Annotated in this window: 22 protein-coding genes; 6 read left to right on the plus strand and 16 right to left on the minus strand. The window is 42.6% G+C overall.

What is annotated here, in order from left to right; genetic code table 11:
* Window positions 1–121: 121 nt before the first annotated feature.
* Window positions 122–502, plus strand: coding sequence for a hypothetical protein (locus AC07E5_RS14900; RefSeq protein WP_371972010.1), 381 nt, complete (start codon window positions 122–124; stop codon window positions 500–502).
* A gap of 58 nt (window positions 503–560) precedes the next feature.
* On the opposite strand, the gene AC07E5_RS14905 is transcribed toward AC07E5_RS14900, so the two are convergent.
* Together AC07E5_RS14905 and wrbA are read right to left on the minus strand one after the other, a co-directional pair.
* A complete protein-coding gene (locus AC07E5_RS14905; RefSeq protein WP_179989432.1) occupies window positions 561–752 on the minus strand; it encodes a hypothetical protein in 192 nt (63 codons plus the stop codon).
* Window positions 753–1,321: 569 nt separating this feature from the next.
* Window positions 1,322–1,918, minus strand: coding sequence for an NAD(P)H:quinone oxidoreductase (wrbA, locus tag AC07E5_RS14910; protein ID WP_026438329.1), 597 nt, complete (start codon window positions 1,916–1,918; stop codon window positions 1,322–1,324).
* Window positions 1,919–2,032: 114 nt separating this feature from the next.
* Between wrbA and AC07E5_RS14915 the strand changes: the two genes are divergently transcribed.
* Window positions 2,033–3,280, plus strand: a complete 1,248-nt coding sequence (locus AC07E5_RS14915) for a YihY family inner membrane protein (RefSeq protein ID WP_178866098.1) — start codon at window positions 2,033–2,035, stop codon at window positions 3,278–3,280.
* A 146-nt stretch (window positions 3,281–3,426) separates the two neighbouring features.
* Here the strand turns inward: AC07E5_RS14915 and AC07E5_RS14920 are convergent, their stop codons facing one another.
* The 6 genes from AC07E5_RS14920 to AC07E5_RS14945 all read right to left on the minus strand — a co-directional run bounded on the left by AC07E5_RS14920 (window position 3,427) and on the right by AC07E5_RS14945 (window position 8,292).
* Entirely contained in the window at window positions 3,427–4,365 is a 939-nt protein-coding gene (locus AC07E5_RS14920) for a DMT family transporter (protein WP_136144062.1), read from the minus strand.
* A gap of 166 nt (window positions 4,366–4,531) precedes the next feature.
* Window positions 4,532–4,936: an ExbD/TolR family protein gene (locus AC07E5_RS14925; protein WP_278518480.1), complete on the minus strand. Its 405-nt coding sequence runs from the start codon at window positions 4,934–4,936 to the stop codon at window positions 4,532–4,534.
* Window positions 4,936–5,559, minus strand: a complete 624-nt coding sequence (locus tag AC07E5_RS14930; RefSeq protein ID WP_096901723.1) for a MotA/TolQ/ExbB proton channel family protein — start codon at window positions 5,557–5,559, stop codon at window positions 4,936–4,938. Before AC07E5_RS14930 ends, AC07E5_RS14925 begins: the two co-directional genes overlap by 1 nt.
* A gap of 20 nt (window positions 5,560–5,579) precedes the next feature.
* The gene (locus AC07E5_RS14935; RefSeq protein ID WP_104853035.1) at window positions 5,580–6,371 is read right to left on the minus strand and encodes an energy transducer TonB family protein; all 792 of its coding nucleotides are present in this window, start codon (window positions 6,369–6,371) and stop codon (window positions 5,580–5,582) included.
* Between the two features lie 261 nt (window positions 6,372–6,632).
* The gene (gene purU / locus AC07E5_RS14940; protein WP_004976151.1) at window positions 6,633–7,499 is read right to left on the minus strand and encodes a formyltetrahydrofolate deformylase; all 867 of its coding nucleotides are present in this window, start codon (window positions 7,497–7,499) and stop codon (window positions 6,633–6,635) included.
* Window positions 7,500–7,590: 91 nt separating this feature from the next.
* On the minus strand, window positions 7,591–8,292 hold the full coding sequence (locus tag AC07E5_RS14945) for a TetR/AcrR family transcriptional regulator (protein ID WP_278518476.1): 702 nt from the start codon (window positions 8,290–8,292) through the stop codon (window positions 7,591–7,593).
* Between the two features lie 117 nt (window positions 8,293–8,409).
* On the opposite strand from AC07E5_RS14945, the gene AC07E5_RS14950 reads away from it, so the two are divergent.
* The 4 genes from AC07E5_RS14950 (at window position 8,410) to AC07E5_RS14965 (ending at window position 12,303) form a co-directional block, all read left to right on the plus strand.
* Window positions 8,410–9,858, plus strand: coding sequence for a coniferyl aldehyde dehydrogenase (locus AC07E5_RS14950; RefSeq protein WP_004976148.1), 1,449 nt, complete (start codon window positions 8,410–8,412; stop codon window positions 9,856–9,858).
* Between the two features lie 163 nt (window positions 9,859–10,021).
* Window positions 10,022–10,258, plus strand: coding sequence for a 50S ribosomal protein L28 (gene rpmB / locus AC07E5_RS14955; protein WP_004976147.1), 237 nt, complete (start codon window positions 10,022–10,024; stop codon window positions 10,256–10,258).
* Window positions 10,259–10,274: 16 nt separating this feature from the next.
* Window positions 10,275–10,430 (plus strand): 50S ribosomal protein L33, encoded by a 156-nt coding sequence (rpmG, locus tag AC07E5_RS14960; RefSeq protein WP_004976146.1) that lies wholly within the window; start codon window positions 10,275–10,277, stop codon window positions 10,428–10,430.
* Window positions 10,431–10,587: 157 nt separating this feature from the next.
* Window positions 10,588–12,303 (plus strand): cation:proton antiporter, encoded by a 1,716-nt coding sequence (locus tag AC07E5_RS14965; RefSeq protein WP_498625738.1) that lies wholly within the window; start codon window positions 10,588–10,590, stop codon window positions 12,301–12,303.
* 191 nt (window positions 12,304–12,494) lie between these two features.
* Here AC07E5_RS14965 and AC07E5_RS14970 read toward each other — a convergent pair whose 3' ends face one another.
* From AC07E5_RS14970 to AC07E5_RS15005, 8 genes are all read right to left on the minus strand, one after another.
* Complete coding sequence (locus AC07E5_RS14970; protein ID WP_131261040.1) at window positions 12,495–12,773, minus strand: hypothetical protein; 279 nt, start codon at window positions 12,771–12,773, stop codon at window positions 12,495–12,497.
* Window positions 12,774–12,876: 103 nt separating this feature from the next.
* The gene (locus AC07E5_RS14975; RefSeq protein WP_346781440.1) at window positions 12,877–13,380 is read right to left on the minus strand and encodes a DUF6586 family protein; all 504 of its coding nucleotides are present in this window, start codon (window positions 13,378–13,380) and stop codon (window positions 12,877–12,879) included.
* A 175-nt stretch (window positions 13,381–13,555) separates the two neighbouring features.
* A complete protein-coding gene (locus AC07E5_RS14980; protein WP_004976139.1) occupies window positions 13,556–13,810 on the minus strand; it encodes an RNA recognition motif domain-containing protein in 255 nt (84 codons plus the stop codon).
* A 79-nt stretch (window positions 13,811–13,889) separates the two neighbouring features.
* Entirely contained in the window at window positions 13,890–15,878 is a 1,989-nt protein-coding gene (locus AC07E5_RS14985) for an ATP-dependent helicase (protein WP_278518472.1), read from the minus strand.
* Window positions 15,879–16,025: 147 nt separating this feature from the next.
* Window positions 16,026–16,781, minus strand: coding sequence for a hypothetical protein (locus AC07E5_RS14990; protein WP_104853029.1), 756 nt, complete (start codon window positions 16,779–16,781; stop codon window positions 16,026–16,028).
* Window positions 16,782–16,795: 14 nt separating this feature from the next.
* Complete coding sequence (locus AC07E5_RS14995) at window positions 16,796–17,764, minus strand: NYN domain-containing protein (RefSeq protein ID WP_154321061.1); 969 nt, start codon at window positions 17,762–17,764, stop codon at window positions 16,796–16,798.
* 11 nt (window positions 17,765–17,775) lie between these two features.
* Complete coding sequence (gene topA, locus AC07E5_RS15000) at window positions 17,776–20,415, minus strand: type I DNA topoisomerase (protein WP_278518471.1); 2,640 nt, start codon at window positions 20,413–20,415, stop codon at window positions 17,776–17,778.
* A gap of 34 nt (window positions 20,416–20,449) precedes the next feature.
* Window positions 20,450–20,899: an ammonium transporter gene (locus AC07E5_RS15005; RefSeq protein ID WP_004976129.1), complete on the minus strand. Its 450-nt coding sequence runs from the start codon at window positions 20,897–20,899 to the stop codon at window positions 20,450–20,452.
* Between the last annotated feature and the right edge of the window lie 29 nt (window positions 20,900–20,928).

The following is a 20,928-nucleotide window of genomic DNA, read 5'->3' on the forward strand; positions in this document are numbered from 1 at the left end:
TAAGCAGTCTGCTCTTTTCAGATTGCAGCTCTACACAGCACTCTTTAGGTCGTCTACGTGCATTGATGCATGCGACATGAGTACAAGGCATTTTAAAGTCATGACACAAGACAATCCGTTGATGGAACACAGTATCGTCTGTCCAAAATGTGGTTCAACTCAAGTTGAAAAACGCAACCATGAACAAAACTTACAAAAAATTGGTGGCGTGTTATTAGGCTCTGCAGGTACAGCAGCAGGTACTGTGGGCGGCGCAGCTTCGGGAGCTTCTATTGGTGCGGCAATTGGTACAGCCGCAGGGCCATTGGGCGTGATTATGGGCGGCACCATTGGAACATTTGTCGGGGCAATTAGCGTGGGAATCACAGGTGGTTTTCTTGGGCATCGCTTTGGTAAAAAAGCAGGTGTAATTGTTGATCAGAATATTTTTCTAGATTTTCAATGCCTCAAATGTAAACACCGCTTTAAAGAAAAGTTGAAACAGCCAAGCAACTCTAAGTAACCCTAAATCAATTTCAAAAAAAGTGCTGCACATTGCAGCACTTTTTGATTGCATCTTTTTATTTTGCAGTGCTGCTTGCAGAAGTCATCACAGTTTTTTGTGCCGCTAAATACTGTGCTTCCGCAGGTTGTTTTTCAATACGTTGTTCTTCTGAAAAACTCAGACTATGCACAATTTCAGTCGCTGCAACACTCGACCATGAACACCCTAAACTCATTAGACCTAACCCAATCAGCATCCACTTATTCATTTTCACTTTCCTCAATCTCTCATTTTTACAGCAGTCCGTTGTGCTCAATACATTAGGGTCTGTTGACAATTCGTCTATGTTTGCGGCATGAGAGATATATCTCGCAAGGTTTTTTAGCTGATATAAGGCATGGGACAGGAAATTTAGTCATTCTAAATGACTGGCACATAACGCAATAGCAGCAAAAAATATGCTCGCCCCGAAAGGCTGTGGCTAAAACTTTCTCAGATTGCGTTATGAAACTTAGCAATAATCTCGCTATTCCTTGCGTTTCATGCCTGATCTGCTCAGTTTTAGCCTACAGCGCAAGCCATTTATGAAATGTCAACAGACCCTAGCCTGCAAAAAAAATGCTGCGTGAACCGTGACAGAAAACTCTGCTTTTAAAGCGGTTATTAGACGTGAAAAGAGAAAAACTGAATATCACTGCAAATGGTGATTTTAGGTGAAAAGTGAACTTATTTTTTAGCACGCTCAATGCTACATAAGCCAATCGAATTCAAGTACAAAAGATAAAAGCGTAAAACGATATCCACATTTTACGCTTCATCTTAATTAAAGAAAGAATCTCACATGCCCTGTAATTTTTTTACCATTTCACCTAGGCGTTGTCCTTGCGCTTCACAAAGGATTTTTTCATCCTGACTCAAAGCCTGATCGTGGCGCGGGCCGCTCACATGCGTTGCACCATACGGCGTACCGCCCGTTTTGGTATTTGATAAAGCAGGATGCGCATTATGCAATCCCATAATCATCATTCCGTGGTGAAACAATGGCGGCAACATGGTCAATAAGGTACTTTCCTGTCCACCATGCATCGAACCCGATGAGGTAAAAACGCAGGCAGGTTTATTGTGCAATGCGCCATTCAGCCACAGACTAGTGGTTTGATCCCAGAAATATTTCATTTCAGATGCCATATTGCCAAAACGTGTAGGTGAACCTAAAGCCAAACCTGCACAATTGGCCAAGTCATCCAAAGTACAATAAATATCACCTTCGGCAGGAATACTTGGCTCGGCTTGTTGCACCACGGTCGAGATATTTGGCACAGTTCTAATTTTAACGGGCATGCCACTAGCCTCTACCCCGTTGGCAATTAAATGTGCCATTTCTTTGGTAGAACCATATTTACTAAAGTACAAAACCAGAATATATGCTTGCATCATGCTAAGAAATCAGACTAAAAATGAAAACTATACGGTATTTTGCTGCTTTTTTGGTTAAGCTTAACCATGAAAACAGATAAAGATGATTAAAAAAGTTGAGACAGCCACTGTATGATCGTTGAGTATTTAAAGAAACTGCCTTTTTATGACAAACAATGGTTTCAATTTGTCTTATTTGTGCTGCGTCGCTTTGAAGCAGATCGCTGCCGTGAACAAGCAGGCTCTTTAACCTACACTACCCTGTTTGCCGTTGTACCTATGCTCACCGTATTTTTGGTGATCATCTCATCCATTAAGGCACTCGAACCTGCACGGCAACAATTACAACAACTGATTTACAGCAACTTTTTACCTAAAACCACCATCGCCTTTGATAAAGCCTTAAATGCCTTTACCGACAAATCTAGCAACTTAACCGTCATCGGGATTTTGTTTTTATTCGTGACCACGGTGATGATGCTGACCAGTATTGAAACTGTGTTTAACCGAATTTGGCGGGTTAAGGAAACCCGTGGCGGCATTATGGGTTTTATGCGTTACTGGACCATTATCTCATTAGGCCCTATTTTACTGGGCAGTGCTTTTGTCATTTCCTCAACTTTGGCATCTATGAATGTGCTGAGTAATAACTTTGCAGGTTATGAACTCAATGGCGCATTTATTTTATGGCTGATTTCATTTGCCCTAACCATTTTAGGTTTTTTTATTCTGAATTGGACCATTCCCAACCGCAGTGTACCTATTAAAGCCGCATTAATTGCGGGGGGTTTCAGTGCTGTTGTATTTGAATTTTTGAAAAACCTGTTTGGTTTTATTATGTCCAACTTCACCAGTTATGAAATTATTTATGGTGCTTTTGCTGCCGTACCTATTTTCTTACTGTGGATTTTCCTGTCTTGGAATATTGTGCTGTTAGGTGTTGAAATTAGTTATGCCTTGACCGCTTTTGAAGCCAGTCGCGAAAAAAAATGCCATCCGCTGCTCATGCTATTGGACTTACTGGAATTGTTTTACAAAAAACAAATGCGCGGAGAAAGTGTCACTGAAGCTGAAGCCTTAGATGTATTGGGACGTAATGAAATTGGGCGCTGGCCGTCTTATGTGCTGATGCTAGAACAACAAAATTTAATTAAACGTACTGAAAATGATGAATTTGTTTTGGTGCGCAATTTATCTCAAGTAGATTTTTGGAGTTTTTATTCACAGCTACCGTATTCATTGCCACGTCGTCAGGACTTGGCCAATGTCTATCCTGATGATGAATGGATGCAAAAACTTGGCCCCGTACTCAGTGAAACCGATGACTATTTGGCTGCCAAATTGTCGATTCCGCTCTCTAAGATTTTTGAAGAAAAATAATCTTGTACGCGCTCGCTAGATTTTAAATATCACCCATCTTCAAATTTAAACCCGTATTGAGCTACTAGGTTATTTGAAGATGATTTTTACATGACAACATTGCTGATGTTGAGTCTTGCTCAAGTTCATGGAAAAGCTGCAAATACTTATTTTCTTTTTAGTACTTGGGTTTTATGTTTAAACCAACATTGAGCATTCACCATCAACACCCCCAGCATGACCAAAACAGCCCCAATCATAAAACTTTGGCTCAAGCTTTCATTCAACAACCATACACCAAACAATACGCCAAATAATGGCGTTAAAAATGAAAACACGCCTAAACTGGATGCTAAATATTGTTTCAGCAACCAAAACCAAGCGAGATAGCTAATAAACGAAATCAATACCGCATGAAAAATCAAACTGCCTATGGCTAAGGCTGTCCAATGAATTTCAGCCTGTCCCATCCACCATGCCATCGGCAGTAAAATCAAAAAACCACCCATCAATTGGTAAAACAAAGTTTGTGTTGCAGGGGCTTCCGATAAACGACTTAGACGTACCGCAACAGTTGTGGCTGCCCAAAGTATGCCTGCACTCAGCGCAAGTAAATCGCCAAAAAGCATCTGGCTGAAGTTTTGGTGGCTCTCTTGTTGCACAGTATCACGCCATAAAAAAGTCACCGCTATGCCAGCAAAAGACAACAGAATCCCGCCCCATTGCAAGCGAGATAAACGCTCTGCAGGGAGTTTCCAGTGCAGTGCTAAAGCCACAAAAATAGGCGCGGTATATAGTAAAACCACCACATGCGACGCAGAAGTATATTGAATCGCCTGCCCTAACATAAAAAATTCTGCGGCAAATAAAATACCCACCAATATGCCTGCAGGCAGATATTCAGTCGAAGCCCATTGTGTATTTCTTGCAAGCAATAACAAAGGCAACACCATCACAGCAGACAAGCCTGAACGCAGTGCCAATTGCATCAAGGGTGAAATATCTGCCGCAGCAACTTTTAGCACCACTTGTTGCAAACCCCAAAAAACACACAAAATTAGCATCATACTGCTGGCTTTTGCATCAAGTGCTTGGCGTGAACTCATGGCTGAACCTGATCTGAGATAAAAAATAGACTTTAAAGTAAGCAGCGGACTCAACCTAAATCTTTTGGATATTCAACATCATTGAGTACTTGAGGAGTTTTGGCATTATGCGCGACTTTGCATAAAAAAAGCGACCTAAATAGATCGCTAATTTTTAAGGATTAACTTAATCATCTGTTGCGAAAGCAATATCACTGAGTCCGGCTTCACTCGCACGTGACATCACTTGCGCCACAGTATCATAACGCGCATCTTTATCTGCTCTTAACACCACGGTTGGCTGTTGAGCTTGCTGACTAGCATCATTAAAGCGGGTTTGCAACTCATCTAAACTAATGATTTGATCATCCCACGCCACTTCACCATTGGCATTGATACTGACCTGAATTTGCTCAGGCGGTAAATCAACAATTTCTGCGCTGGTTTGCGGTAAGGTTAATGGTATAGATGGGCTGGCAACGGTCGCTGTCACCAAAAAGATGATCATCAATACCAACATAATGTCGATCAGGGGAATAAGGTTCATCTCATTCATGCCTGAATCGTTGTCTTCACCCAATTGAAAAGCCATTAAACCTGACCTCCCACTAAACTTTGTTGTGTTGCATTCACTTCAGTTCTTTGAACAGAAGAATCTTGTTGCAACATGGTGTCAATCAACAAACTATGTGCATGATCTTGCAAATTTGTAGATAAGGTACGGTTCACACGCGAACAAATGTTGTAAGCAATCACGGCAGGAATCGCCACCGCCAAACCGAAGCCCGTCATAATCAACGCTTCACCAACAGGCGTTGCCACTTGGGCCAATCCCGCCTGACCGCTTTTTCCAACCGCAACGAGTGCATGGAAAATACCCCAAACTGTACCAAACAAACCCACAAACGGTGCTAATGACGCAATTGTACCCAGTACCGATACGCCTTTTTCTGCCGATGCTTTTTCTACCGAAATTTGACGCAATAAGGCTTGCTCAGCAACCGCTTTACGCTGCTCAAAATTTAAGGGCACCAGTTTTGCTTTAAGCTGATTTAAAGCCTGTGACAGTTGAGCATAAGCTTGTTGCTTCAATTGGCGCGTGCCTATCAAACGTAATGCGAAGATGGTCCATGTCGCAATCGACATCGCCAATAACACGAAATACAGCGTTTTGCTGACTGCATCTGCGTGTTGCCAATAGACGGAAAAGTTCATACTCGAACTCCTGTTGAAGGTTAGCCGTTAGGGTTCAATGTCAATTCAAAAGGCTGCTCAGCACGAATTGGATAAGCCACGCCATTTTCTTTGTACGGTTTGAATTTTGCACTACGCACTGCGCGTAAAATCTTTTGATCTAAAGCAGGTACACCACTAGAACGCGTAATTTGAGCATCGGTGATCACGCCTTTTTCATTTGCTTCAATCCGAACCACCACGTTACGGGTTTCTCCCTGTAAATCACGATTGGTATAAGAAGGTTTTGGAGAACGACTCCATTGCACGCCTGAGCCGCCAATCGACACTGTTTTTGGAGCAGAAGGTGCGACAGGAGCAGGTGCTGGCGCAACAGGTGCAACTGTCGGTTTCGGTGCAGGCTGTACCACTTTAGTTTCAGTCACCGTTGCTACAGGTGCAGGTTGCACCACACGTTCGACTGGTTTTTCTACGGGCTTCGCCACGGGTTTAGGGGCTTCTGCTTTTTTAACTTGCTGTACTTTTTCTACTTTTTTCGGTGGCGGTGGCAACGGTTTTTCTACCACAGGCACTTCTTTTACAGGCTGAGGCTTGGGTTTTTCAGGCTGTGGTTCAGCCTTAGGTTGCGGTGGCAACGGTTTAGGCTGTTCTTGAATTTTTACAAAGCGTACTTTTAAAGGTTCTTTTTCTATGGGCTTTAAGGTCGGAGTTTGCATTTGCCCCAATGCCCACAACACACCGACATGACCTAATGCAACCACAGCTAAAGCCGTCACAACTTTCTTTTTCATGGCATTGGGCATTTGTAGCATAGCGTTGGGAGATTGGTTCATTAAAGTCAGCGACCTTCAAAAGCAATTGCCAAACCATCACAGTTCCGAACGATCAAACTGATCGGTTAGCACAATTAAAGTAACGCAATAATAAATGAGAAGTGTTTTCATTTGCAACTATTTTTTAATAACAAACGTGAATCATCCAATAAATTTGCTATTTTAAAAACAGTTTAAATAAATGTTATAACATTACAATTTTAGCATAAAAAAACATGCCATGTCGGCATGTTTTAATTCGATTTTTAGATAGCTTTTACCCTATTGAAATACAACAGTTTTGTTGCCATCTACAATAATACGGTCTTCCAAATGCCATTTAACTGCACGTGCCAGTACATTACGTTCCACATCCTGACCCAATTCACGCAGTTGATCTACCGTAAAGTCGTGGTTTACACGCTCTACATCTTGCTCAATGATCGGACCTTGATCTAGGTCTGCTGTTACATAGTGTGCAGTTGCACCAATCAGTTTTACGCCTTTTTCATAAGCTTGTTTATATGGATTTGCGCCCACGAAAGCAGGCAGGAATGAATGGTGAATATTGATCACTTTCATTTCCCACTTAGAGACAAACTCTTCATCCAAAATTTGCATATAACGCGCCAATACCAACAAATCATTGCCTTGCATCAATTCATCAATTTTAGCGTAAGCTTCACGTTTATTTTCTTTATTAACAGGCACTACTTCAAACGGAATACCAAAGTTTTCTACCGCTTCACGCAAGGTGTCATGGTTCGACACCACTTTGGTAATTTCACATGGTAAACCACCACGTGAATGACGCCATAATAGTTCGAGCAAAGCATGATCAACTTTAGACACCAAAATGCCGACTTTTTTCACATCGCTGACCAAAGCCAAACGCCATTGCATTTCATAACGCTCTGCCACGTTAGAAGCAAAGGTTTGCAATAAGCTTTCTTTACGGCTTTGCAAGTGATCCAGTTCAAACTCAACCCGCATGAAATAACGCCCGCCCTGAGCTTCTGTTGCGTATTGATCAAGCGCGGTAATGTTGGCTCCTTGATGATACAAAAAGCTCGATACAGCCTGCACAATACCTGGCTTATCTTCACAGGTAATCAGTAAACGTGCAGTATTCGCAGTCGTCATATTCATGTTGTTTTTAGTCACTACTTGGTTAAATTGAAAAACAAGCCGAGTATTCTAGCGCGTTTCTCAGACATTCTAAATAGCCATTCTCAGTCTCTTAGTCGGCTTGAGTATTTTTACTGGATGATAAACTCTCAAACAGTTCAGATGTGCCTAGTGTTTCTAGTAAACGCTCATAGGTTGCACGACTTTCACCCCGTAAATATGCCCCTTCAAGGAACAGCATTTGACGTAAAGCCTGCCAAATCCATTTTTCTTCCAAATGGTTTGAATCGGTAATGTGACCCGACATATATAAGAAGTTCGTCCAGTTGGTCAGCACAATCCAAATATTGATAATCAAGGCTTCAATTTCTGACTCAGTCATTTGCATCAGACCCGCATCCACAAAGGCCTGATAAATTTTTTGTCCCTGCTGCATGACCTGTCCTGCAAAACGTGGATACATTTTGCGGAAATCTTCATTGGTTTCGACCAAATGATAGACATCACGATGCAAAAAACGATAAGCCCACAGCTGACTACTGAGAACCTGAAAATAACGAATTTTGTCATTGGCATCTAAGCTACGATTTTCAGGCAAAGCCAGCATTTCTAAAGTTTCTTGCTGATATTGTTCCATCAGCTCTTTAATAATTTCGTTCTTATTGCGGAAGTGGTAATACAAGTTTCCTGGGCTCATGCCCAGTTCTGCCGCAATATGATTGGTTGTTACCGAACGCTCACCACGCTCGTTAAACAATTGCAAACTCAATTGCAAAATACGTTCTTTGGTTTTCAACGTTTTGGTTTGAGACATCCTAAAAACAACCATTCTTTAAAATTTGGGGGGCATGAAAACATAAAGTCACTTGACTGATTAGAGTAAATACTCTAAAAATTAACTTATATTGCTTTTATTGAATGGTAACATGCCATGAACAGTCAAACAAAAACAACTTCAATGACCCCACATTCACCCGATTTACAACGTCTGGATGATATTTTGGCATTGCAGAAATATGCCTATCAGCGTCATCCTGTCCCAAGTGCCAAAGAACGCATTGAACGCTTAGCCCGCTTAAAACGTGTGATTGTGAAATATCAGGATCAATTTGCCGAAGCCATTAACCGTGACTATGGCAACCGCGCCATTGCAGAAACCAAAATTGGTGAATTACTTACCTGCTTGGAACATATCAAATATTACAGCAAAAACCTGACCGACTGGATGAAGCCATCTAAACGTCAGGTTGGTATTATCCACCAACCTGCAAAAGCATGGGTACAGTATCAACCTTTAGGGGTAATTGGCATTATTGCACCTTGGAACTATCCGCTGCTGTTGTCTTTAGGCCCACTGATCTGTGCTTTGGCTGCAGGCAACCATGCCATGATCAAAATTTCCAGTGCTTCTGCGCATTTTGGTAAAGTACTGGAAAACGCCATGAGCGAAGCATTTCCACAGGAATTGGTGGCAGTAATTAATGGCGGCGGTATTATTTCCGATGCGTTCTGTCATTTGCCTTTTGACAAAATTATTTTCACAGGCTCTACCGAAGTCGGCAAAACTGTAATGGCTGCCGCGTCACAAAACCTTGTGCCTGTCATTTTAGAACTAGGTGGAAAATCCCCTGTTTTGGTGCATCCATCTAGCGATATGGTCGATGTAGCGCAGCGTATTGCGGTAGGTAAACTCTGGAATGCTGGACAAACCTGTGTTGCACCCGACTATATGTTCTTGCCTAAAGGCAAAACTGCCGAATTTATGGAGCATTTCGAGCAATTTGTGACCGAAATGTATCCGCATATTCGTGATAACCAAGACTACACTTCTATTATTAATGACAAACAATATCGTCGCTTACAGGGCTATTTAGAAGATGCACGTGAGCGAGGTGCAAATATTATTGAAATTAATCCGCAAAGTGAAAATGTGGCTGCAACCCGTAAAATGGCACCAACGGTACTGACCAATGTCAGTCCAGACATGCAAATTATGCAAAATGAGATCTTTGGTCCAGTTCTGCCAATCTTAGAATATGAACAAATTGATGATGTAATCGAGTTTATTAATAGCCGACCGCGTCCTCTTGCTTTATACTATTTCGACTTTGATCAGGCGCGTGCCGACTATGTCGCACAGCGAACCCATTCAGGGCATTTCGGACTCAATACTGTATTGACCCACGTTGCACAAGATGACTTACCATTTGGTGGTGTTGGTGCATCGGGCATGGGGAAATATCACGGTCCAGAAGGTTTTTTCAGCTTGTCACATGAACGGTCGGTAATGTCTAATCCGAAGCTTTACAGCTTGAAGTTCATTCTCCCCCCATTTGATAAGCCGATTCATCGATTGATTTCGAAGACGCTTCTTCGTTAACTGATCAAGGCATGAGCTATCAAACACGCTCATGCTGTTTTTGAAGAAAATCGCTTGTCTTTTAAGCGTATTTTTGATATAAAACGCCCCTTGAATGAATTCATCCGTTTATTTTTGACTGGCCATACAGATTTGCTGTTGGCTAAATCAATGGAGTTACACCATGTCTAAGGTTTGCCAAGTTACCGGCAAGCGTCCAGTCGTTGGTAACAACGTCTCACACGCCAACAACAAAACTAAGCGCCGGTTCGAGCCGAACCTGCACAACCACCGTTTCTGGTTAGAAAGCGAAAAACGTTTCGTACGTCTTCGTTTAACCACTAAAGGTATGCGTATTATCGACAAATTGGGCATTGAAAAGGTTGTTGCTGACCTTCGTGCTCAAGGTCAAAAGATCTAAGTAAGGAGTCAGGACAATGCGTGATAAGATTCGCTTAGTTTCTACAGCTGGTACAGGTTATTTCTATACCACTACTAAAAACAAACGTACTATGCCGGAAAAAATGGAAATCAAAAAATTTGATCCAAAAATCCGTCAACACGTAGTTTTCAAAGAAGCTAAAATCAAATAATTTTAGCTTTTTTAAAAAACGACCTTATTCAGGTCGTTTTTTTTGCACTTTTTTTGCCTCACTTGTTAAAATTTCCTCGTTTTCTTTTTTGGCACTATTTGTGCTTGTCTTATTTCAGTCTTTTGACCGCACCTTCACCATGGCTTAGGAGTTTCTCGTGCCTCATGATGTAGAACTCATCATCTTACTTGCCGTTGGTTTTAGCTTGGCACTGGTATTTGGCTATATCGCTGCGCGCTTACGCCTTCCACCGCTTATAGGCTATCTGATTGCAGGTGTCATCATTAGTCCCAACACACCGGGCATTGTGGCAGATATTCATCTTGCCAACCAATTGGCAGAACTTGGGGTCATGTTCCTCATGTTCGGTGTTGGCATGCATTTCTCGCTAAATGATTTAATGCAGGTACGACGCATTGCTTTGCCTGGTGCAGTATTGCAGATCGCCGTGGCGACCCTGCTCGGTGTAGGCGTGTCGATGATGTGGGGTTGGAGTTTTGGTTCTGCCTTAATTTTTGGCTTGAGTCTGTCTTGTGCCAGTACCGTTGTGCTCTTAAAAGCATTGGGTGATCGTGGCCTGCTCGACTCCGTGAACGGTAAAATTGCCGTAGGCTGGTTGTTAGTTGAAGACTTAGTGATGGTCTTAGCATTGGTGCTTTTGCCTGCCACAGCTGTATTACTGGGTGGACAAGCTATCGACAATGCCAGTGATGAAAATATTTGGCTAACACTCGGACTGACTTTATTAAAAGTTTCAGGCTTTATTGCCTTTATGCTGATTGTTGGCAAACGCCTTGTGCCCTTCATTATGCAAATTGTGGCTCGCTTAGGCTCGCGGGAACTGTTTACTCTGACTGTGGTCGCTGCTGCGGTATCAATTGCCTTTGGTGCTTATAAAATCTTTGGCGTGTCGATGGCACTTGGGGCGTTCTTTGCGGGGATGGTGGTCAAAGAATCTGATTTCAGTCATCGCGCCGAAGAAGAAACTTTACCCTTACGTGAAATTTTCTCCATTCTATTTTTCGTTGCTGTGGGCATGCTGTTTGACCCGCGTATTCTGATAGAAGAACCACTGCACGTTTTAGCGGTCGTCGGCATTATCATGGTGGGTAAAACCATTGCAGCCATGGCATTGGTCTTGTTCTTCCGCTATCCACTCAATACAGCCTTGACCGTAGGCGCGAGCTTGGCACAAATTGGTGAGTTTTCCTTTATTTTGGCAACGCTAGGTGTATCTTTACAACTGCTGTCACTAGAAGGACAAAACCTGATTTTAGCAGGCGCACTCATTTCAATTACCCTCAATTCTTTTGTTTTTTCTGCGATTGAGCCTGTGCAAAACTGGATTCGGGAACGCTCTTATTTGGCGCGTTTACTTGAACGCAGCAATGACCCTTTAGCCATGCTGCCCGATGAAGTTTCTCAAGATTATTTACGTGATCAGGTGGTGATTGTTGGACATGGTGAAGTCGGACGCCGCATTACTCAAAATTTAATGGCTGAAAATATTAAGGTCGTGATTGCGGAAGAAAACCGTGAAATTGTCGAAGACTTACGCGAAAAAGGCATTGCTGCAGTCAGCGGCATTGCCACAGAAGCGGGTGTACTGATTCAGGCACATATTCAACATGCACGACTACTCGTTCTCTCGCCTATGGACATTCTGGATATTCATAAAATTGTGGATATTGCCAAAACCCTAAACCCTCAAATTCAGGTTTTGGTGTGTGCAGAAAGCAAAGCCGAAGCGGAAGTAATTCGTAAAGACAACATTGGTGAAGTGTATTTTGCCAAAGAAGAAATGGCGAAAAATATGAGCAATTATATTTTAAATCAAATTGAAATTGCCCATCATCAGCCACCAACGCATTGAGCATCATTCATCTAAAACCCATAGCCAAAATCACAAAAAGCGCACCGTTTAAGCTGCGCTTTTTTTGTTGACGTATAGATTGGCTTTCATTGTGTTGATGAAAAACTATCTAATAATGTCCATGATTTTAACCAAAGCAGATAGACAATCTATTCATTAAAGATAGCTCATCACCGAAAGACCTTTTCGGATTAACTCATAAATTGCGGCTGTTCATCCACAATTTCGGCATGCCATTCATTGACCTGCTTTTCCAACAAGCCAAATAATGCCGCCTGAATCATGTGCTGTGCCACAACAGCCGTCTGATCGCCCAATATGGCTTTGACTTCGTCATTGAACTGGATTTTGACCAATGGCTCTTTCTCTGAGCCTGCATTACGCAATGCCAACTCGCCACCTTCAAGCTGAACCAGCTCTAAAATCGCTTCCTGATTACCAAATAATTCTTTCAATTGCTCTATAGACATATATCCTCCATGCTCGACATGGCGGCAAAGGCGCTTGCACTTTGCATCGTTCAGAATATTTATATCGGGCTGATCAGATTTTTTTCAAGGGCGTTTGGTCGGCTTAAAATTCCACCATTTCATTACGAAAACCATCAATCAACTGGGTTAAGTCACGATGCCATTCACGCAAAATTTTCGTATCTGGTAGCCATGCTTGCGGAGATTGCGTGACTTTAATAATCAAATTGGATGACGTTTCCTGTTCAGGTTCTGGTGCACTTGGCTCGGGCGTGTACTGACATAAACGATAAGCGCGCTTTAACTCTGCAATAAAATCCGATTTGCTCAGTTGCTGCAAAATTGCCACTTCAGGGGAAATCTGCCCTTTGGCTGCCATCAATTCTTCAATTGATTTAAGGGTTGGATTACTGTCATTTAAACGATAATACCGCACCAATTCCTGCAAAAAAGCCAGCACCGCACCATTTAAATGAAACACCGCAGCTTCACGATGTGCCTGCGCTTGCTGAACATGCTCGGTTTGCTCGGCCTGCTGATATGAAAGACGGGCGAAATATAATTTCTGATTGGTACGATCTGCATGAAAACGAGCAACACGGGACATGAGCTTTTCCTCAATTTAGCGTTCTAAGAAGCTTAGATTAAACCGATTTTCCTACAACGCCCAATAAAAAATACACTATTTTTACTGCGATAAAATCGCGCACCAATGCAGTGCCAATCTCGTATTTTTACTAAAATTCACGCATAAAAAAGGAGCATTTTTTGCTCCCTTTGAACTATTTTGATGCAGGCTTATCTTCTGCTGCTTTGACACGTATTCCATGACCATGCAGACGCAAAGTATTCAGCGCTTTAATGGCTTTTACTGCCTCACGTGCATGTGGCATTTCTACAAATGCAAAACCTTTAGATTTTCCTGTTGCAGCATCCAACACCAAATTACAAGATTCTACAGTGCCATATTCCTGAAAAAGTTTTAACAATTCTTCTTCAGTAACAGTACGCTCTAAACTACGAACTAAAATTTTCATCTTACAACCTTAAAATAGGCAAAAAACATCAAAAAGCACTCGCCTACTCTACTTTTTGCAGGAAACCATGTGGCATAGTTTAATCGAGATCTATACCAAAATCTAAATTAATCGCTTGGCGTTCCACCAAGGCACTTTTCACAGTTTGCTGACGGGTACGGTGATGAGTTTCCATCGCACACAACTGCCGTGTCAGATCACTCAAAAAATAACTGTCCAGTTTGCGCCCTTGTTCATCTACCGTATCACGCGCCCATAAATTAAAATTTTGCTTGGTTAAAATCAGTTCATTTTGGGCACGGGTCAAAGCCACGTACAACACTCGACGTTCTTCTTCAATATCATCAAAACTGCCCTGCGCCCGTGCATGGGGGTACTGTCCTGCTGTCACATTCGCCACATAACAGACTTTTTGCTCAGTCCCTTTGGCAGAATGAATGGTGATTAAAGTGACCACATCGGTATCAGACTGGCGTTCAATTTCAGAAATAGACACAGGATCAAGCACGTATTCTTCTAAAAACTCACTTAACTGTGCATGCTTGCCCGCCAATTGTTGCACCAACTGAAAATCACCCTGACGACGATTCCAGTCTTTTTTATAGTTATCAGTCAATTGTTCCTGAATCGCTTCAATGCCTAAACCGACGCAAGCTGCAACTTCATGGCGTAAGACATCCATTTGCTTCATGATCAATAAAGTTTTTTCTGGCAAGCGTCCAAATTTTTCCAGCTTTTCAATCACCTTATCCATTGTGGGTTCAAGTAACAATTGCTGCGCCAACTTACTCGCACCGACATCACCCACGCCATTCCATAAAGTGAGAAAACGCATCCATGCAATATCATCTAAAGGATTGGCAATAACGCGCAATAAACTAAGTAAGTCTTTCACATGCGCAGTTTCCAAGAGCTTCATGCCGCCAATAAAACGATACGGCACACTTGCCGCAATACAGGCAGCTTCAATATGTCGCGCTGCAAAACTTGAACGCACCAAGACCATGTGATCTGACCACGGCGCGCCTTGCAAGAAATGTCGCTCTTTAATATCAATCGCAATCCATTTGGCTTCATCAAATTCATTCGGGAAAATATGCATTTTGGGTTTGATGCCATCACCACGATGCGCCTGCAACCGTTTGTTATAGCGAATCTCACTTTGATCTAACAACCAATTGGACAGGTCTAAAATTTCCTGCGTAGAACGGTAATTTTGCTCTAATTTGAAAATTTGAGCATTGGGTACGCGCTCTGTGAAATGATGAATATTTTCAAAATCTGCACCACGGAAACCATAAATCGATTGTGCATCATCGCCCACACAAAACAAACTGACCCGATCTTTTAAAGGCTCAAGCAAAGCCCATTGCAAAGGATTGGTGTCCTGCATTTCATCGACCAGAAGATGCTGACAAATTGACGCGACATAATCGACCAGACCTTCCGACTGCGCCAATGCCGATGCCACCACAGCCAAAATATCGTCATAATCGAGAAAGCCACGTGCACGTTTACGGCTTTCGTATTCCTGCATAATTTCAGCAATTTGATCTTTTAATGCCAAATATTCAGGCTGTTGCTTTTCTAAAGCCACACTCAGTTTTTGACGGGTATTCCGCGCAAAAGAATACAAATCACATAATTCTTGAGGCTTAGGCAACTGACTTGGATTTTTCTTATCATCTTTTCCGCGAATGAGGCGAAACATCATCAACTGATCATCACGATCAATAATAGAAAATTGTTCCAAGCCAAAAGCTTTAGGAATACGTCGTAACAAGTACATACAAAAAGTATGAAAGGTCGAAGCACGTAAGCCTTTGGCTTGCTCGCCCAGTGCCAACTCCACCCGTGCGACAATTTCACTCGCCGCACGGCGGGTAAAGGTCAAAATTTGAATTTGATTGGCTGGAATACCTTGATCAATCAAGTACGCTGCACGTGCCACAATGGTTTTGGTTTTGCCACAGCCTGCGCCAGCCAAGACCAGACTATGTTGATATGCTGTCGTGGCTGCTTGTTTTTGCTGGGGATTCAATTCATCAATTAGGCTGGCTAAACTCATAGTGACTCATCGTACTGGGTGGATGAATAGTTTAACAGATCGGTTTAGGAATAAACCCATGAATATAAATGGCTCGGTTCATGCCTAAACACATACTTTTACACAAGCTCTATTGTAGAGATGTGGATAAGTACATGCTTATCCACATTATTTCCAGCCCAATTCTATGGCAGTGATTTCGTTAATACGTGTCTGTTGTAACGATTCAGGCATTTTACTTTTGCTTTGCGAAAGTGGCACATAACCCGCCATCAGTTCAGCCTGTCGTTGTGGATACAATGGTTGCTGATTTGGGTCTGCATAACCAATCGGATAAATCGGCTGACCTGTGCTTAAATCATATTTATCTGTGGCACCAAAGGTATGCAGTAATTCATGCACCATCACCAACGTATTACGCTGACTGTGCGCAGCAGAAGCAAATAAATTCACCGAGCCAATTTTGCCTTTTTGCAAAGCGGTGGAATGCTTCAAAATTTGAGTTTGACTCGGATCATAATAATTCAGGTACAGTGTCACTGTTGCAGCACCATCACTGCTTTGTCGTTGCTGCCAAGCGTAAAAACGGAACTTTAAACTCCAAAGTACGGTGCTCAGTAGCGATGCTTGCTCAGGCACTTTTGGTGGCAACTGCTTTAATTCTCGCCCCTGTTTGAAATAAAGCGCAATCGGTTGCCCACGATACTGCAAAGAAGCTTGTTTTAGATAGTCTTGAGCTGAATTTAAGTTATTGATATTTAATGTATTGATATAGTTTTGGGTGTTTGATCGTCCATCGGCATTGATTGGATGTAACAATACGATGATGGGCTTATTCCAGTCTTGATTCTGATCACGCCAAGCATTGACTGCAACGACCAGTAAAACCAGCAATAAGCATAAAATTCGGATTTTTTTCCACATGAATTAGGACAACATTAAGACATCAGCTTGCCGACTTTAACACGATTGTGATCACTGGAAAATTCCAACCAACCACTGTGTATTGAAAGTATAGCTGACTGTGTATTTTCAAATCCCTGATTTTGAATATTAAAGTAGGGATCATTTTGTTCGATATGTTGAATAATCTCGGAAATTTTTGCCCAACCTGCCTGATCTGCAAGTTGCTGAATGGTTTTTTGGACAAGTTTGACAAACGTACTAAAACTACGCTTTCTCAAATACATCTGACTGCCCTGTAATTTGGTTTCAAATAAACCCAAGGCTTTAATTAAACCAGAGAGTTTATCGTAACCATAGTTTCGGGTGTCAAAGTCGGGCTTGACCGAGCTGATATACGTACCAATTGCCCCTAAATAAGCCCAACCACTATCATCGGCATTTTCTTTGACCGCTTTATAAATCAGGTTCAAGGTGTATTTATCTATGCTGAGTGCAACATCGGTAACTTTATTATTTTTCCCTTTCTGATCAGATTCTTCTGCTACCGCAGCTTTTTCAGCTTCGGACACCAAGTTTTCTACATAAATAAATTTATCGCAGGCTTTACGAAAAGCTTCAGGCGTATTACTACGCCCAAAACCATAAACGATTAAACCACTTTCACGAATGCGAGAGGCTAAAGGCGTGAAATCACTGTCGCTAGATACAATACAAAAACCATCTAAAGCACCGCTATACAACAAATCCATGGCATCGATAATTAAAATCATATCGGTGGCATCTTTGCTTTTGGTATAAGCAAATTGCTGTACAGGCGTAATGGCGTGCGGTAAAAGTACATCACGCCAATTTTTTAGACTTTCGCTGCTCCAGTCACCATACACGCGCTTTACACTGGCGATGCCATACTTCGCCACTTCTTCCAATACAGACTCAATCGAGTTGACCGATGAGTTATCTGCATCGATTAAAATGGCGAATTTTTTTGGCTTCAACTCCATAACAGATCGTGTTAAGCCTCAACCCACTTACCATCTTGGTAAACCAATGACCATTTGGTTTGTTTGCCTTCAGGCGTTTCCGAACCAATATATTGCGCTTGATTCTTACGGCTGAATTTCACCAAGGTTGGATTACCTTCTGGGTCTGCATCAGGTGCTTGCAAAATAAACTGATATTTCGGATCAAGCTGTTCTGCAACTGTGCGTAATTCCGCGACTTTCGGTGCACGGGTTTCACGTACTTTCGGGAACTTACTGGCTGCCAAGAACAAGCCTGCTGCACCATCACGCAACACAAAGAAATCATCGTGTTTGGTTGAACGTAAATGTTCCATTTTAATTGGATCAACACGCGGTGGCGCAGGCTGACCATTCTTGAGTACTTTTCGCGTGTTTTCACAGCTGGTGCAGGCAAAATAAGGGCCAAAACGACCTGTTTTCAACTGCATTTCGCCATCGCACTTGTCACACGGAATGGTTGGGCCATCATAGCCTTTAATTTTGAACTCGCCTTCTTCTAGCTCAAAACCTGCACAGTCTGGGTTATTCCCACAAATGTGCAGTTTACGACCACCATCAATCACATAGCTGTCCATGGCAGTTTCGCAAATTGGACAGCGTTTTTTAGACATCAAATCTGCAGTTTCAGCGGTATCATCATCCGACAATACAGCAAGCGACTCGACAGGAGTTAGGTTCAGAGTTCCCTTGCAACGTTCTTTCGGTGGCAAGTTATAGCCTGAACATCCCAAGAATACCCCTGTTGTACCTGTACGAATCTGCATTGGACGTGAACATTCTTTACAATGTACTGCATCAACCTCTACAGGTAGATTACGGCGCATGCCTTGTTCGCCCTGTGCATTGGTCAAACGCTGCTTGAAGTCACCATAAAAACTGTTGAGTAAGTCTTTCCAGTTACGTTCTCCATCTGCAACTTTATCCAGTTGACCTTCCAAGTCTGCTGTAAAATCGTAGTTCATCAGGTTATTAAAACTTTCATCCAGACGATCTGTAACAATCTCACCCATTTTTTCGGCAAACAGACGACGGTTTTCCAGTTTGACATAACCACGGTCTTGAATAGTTGAAATAATCGCAGCATAGGTCGATGGACGTCCAATACCTTTTTTCTCAAGCTCTTTCACCAAAGAGGCTTCGGTAAAACGCGCAGGTGGTTTGGTAAAGTGTTGCGATGGATCAAGCTTTACTAATTTAAGAATTTCACCGACTTTAACTGCAGGCAGTAACACATCATCATCCGATTTGTTTTGCCCACGCACTTTGGTAAAGCCATCAAAAACTAGCGTACGACCTTTGGCTTTTAACTCGACACCATTGGCATCAACCAAAATGGTCGATGACAAATATTCGGCTGGTGTCATTTGACAGGCCACAAACTGACGCCAAATCAAGTCATATAAACGCTGTGCATCACGCTCTACACCCACTAGACTATCGCCTTTAAGCGCAACATTAGATGGACGAATCGCTTCGTGCGCTTCTTGTGCACCTGCTTTATTGCCATAACGATTTGGTTTAGCAGGCAGATATTTTTGACCAAACTCCGCTTCAATATGCGTACGCACCATATTGACCGCATCATCACTCAGGAAGGTCGAGTCTGTACGCATATAGGTGATAAAACCTGCCTCATACAAACGCTGTGCCAGCATCATGGTTTTCTTGACTGAAAAACCAAGACGGGTACTCGCAGCCTGTTGCAGCGTTGACGTGATATATGGCGCACTTGGGTTGACTTTGGTCGGCTTATCTTCACGTGCAGATACGGTGTATTGCGCATCTTTAATCAAGTTCAGTAAAGCATCGGTTTCCGCTTTGTTGCGTAACTTGAGGGTTTTACCCGCTTGCTTAACCGCTTCTAGACGAATGTCATCTTTTTCAGATTTAGTATCTGCAAAGACTTGCCAATATTCTTCGGGTACAAAGGCGCGAATTTCACGCTCGCGCTCCACAACCAGCTTCACCGCAACTGACTGCACTCGTCCTGCCGATAAACCACGGGCAATTTTTTCCCAGAGCAGTGGCGAAATCATAAAACCCACCACGCGATCTAAGAAACGACGTGCCTGTTGGGCATTGACTTTGTTGGTATCTAAACGCGCAGGATGCTTAAAGGCTTCTTGAATCGCATTTTTGGTAATTTCGTTAAACACGACACGTTGATAACGTGAGTCATCTCCACCAATGACTTCTTTTAAGTGCCACGCAATCGCTTCCCCTTCACGGTCCAAGTCCGTTGCGAGATAGACTTCATCGACCTGCGATGCCAGTTTTTTTAATTCAGCGACTACATTTTCTTTGCCTGGCAGCACTTCATAGTGTGCTTTCCAGTCATGTTCAGGATCAACCCCCATTCGGTTGACTAATGCTTGTTGAGCTTTTTCAGCTTTCTGAGCCTCGGTCAGTTTGGTTCGGGTGGTGGTTTTCTTTTCTGTGGTTTTTGCGCCACCACTGGTTGGCAAATCACGCACGTGACCGACCGAAGACTTCACAATGTAGTCCGAACCAAGATATTTATTGATTGTTTTCGCTTTTGCAGGCGACTCCACAATCACTAAGGCACGTTTGTGACCAGCTTCAGATTTGGCTGCAGTGCTTTTGGATGTGGACCGAGGAGCGTTCGCCATAAGTAACCGTATTTCCTATTTAATGGTTTAAAAATTAACGTTCAGCCAAGCTATGTAAAAAGGCTTTCATCTCATCTAATTGAGTTGCGCGAAGATCGGCTTCTTCATCCCAATAGATTCCTACACAGTTTGCCTGCATATCAATAGCATAAATGCCCTTTAATGCAATGGGTAAGCCTTGGAATTTCTCATCGCCATGCAACAGTTCTAGCTTTTGGTCTGTCACTAAAGCACGCATTAACGGTAAACGTGCATCGGCAATGAGTACACTGTAATACGCCACCATACTGGCACGTGATTCCGTGGCTTTCGGGATTTTTGTCCAGTCAGGCGCAACCACCAAACGAGGGTGTAGTCCCATTTTTCGGGCTTTTTCACGCATCAATCCTAAAGCTTTTTCTCTTGGGCTGACACGCAGACCAAAAATAGAGCCCATCACAAATATAATGATGGCAACGGCAACCCAAATTCCAGTATTTTCCATAGTACAACCTTTCTATTCTTATATTAGAG

This window comes from Acinetobacter seohaensis (assembly GCF_056431365.1).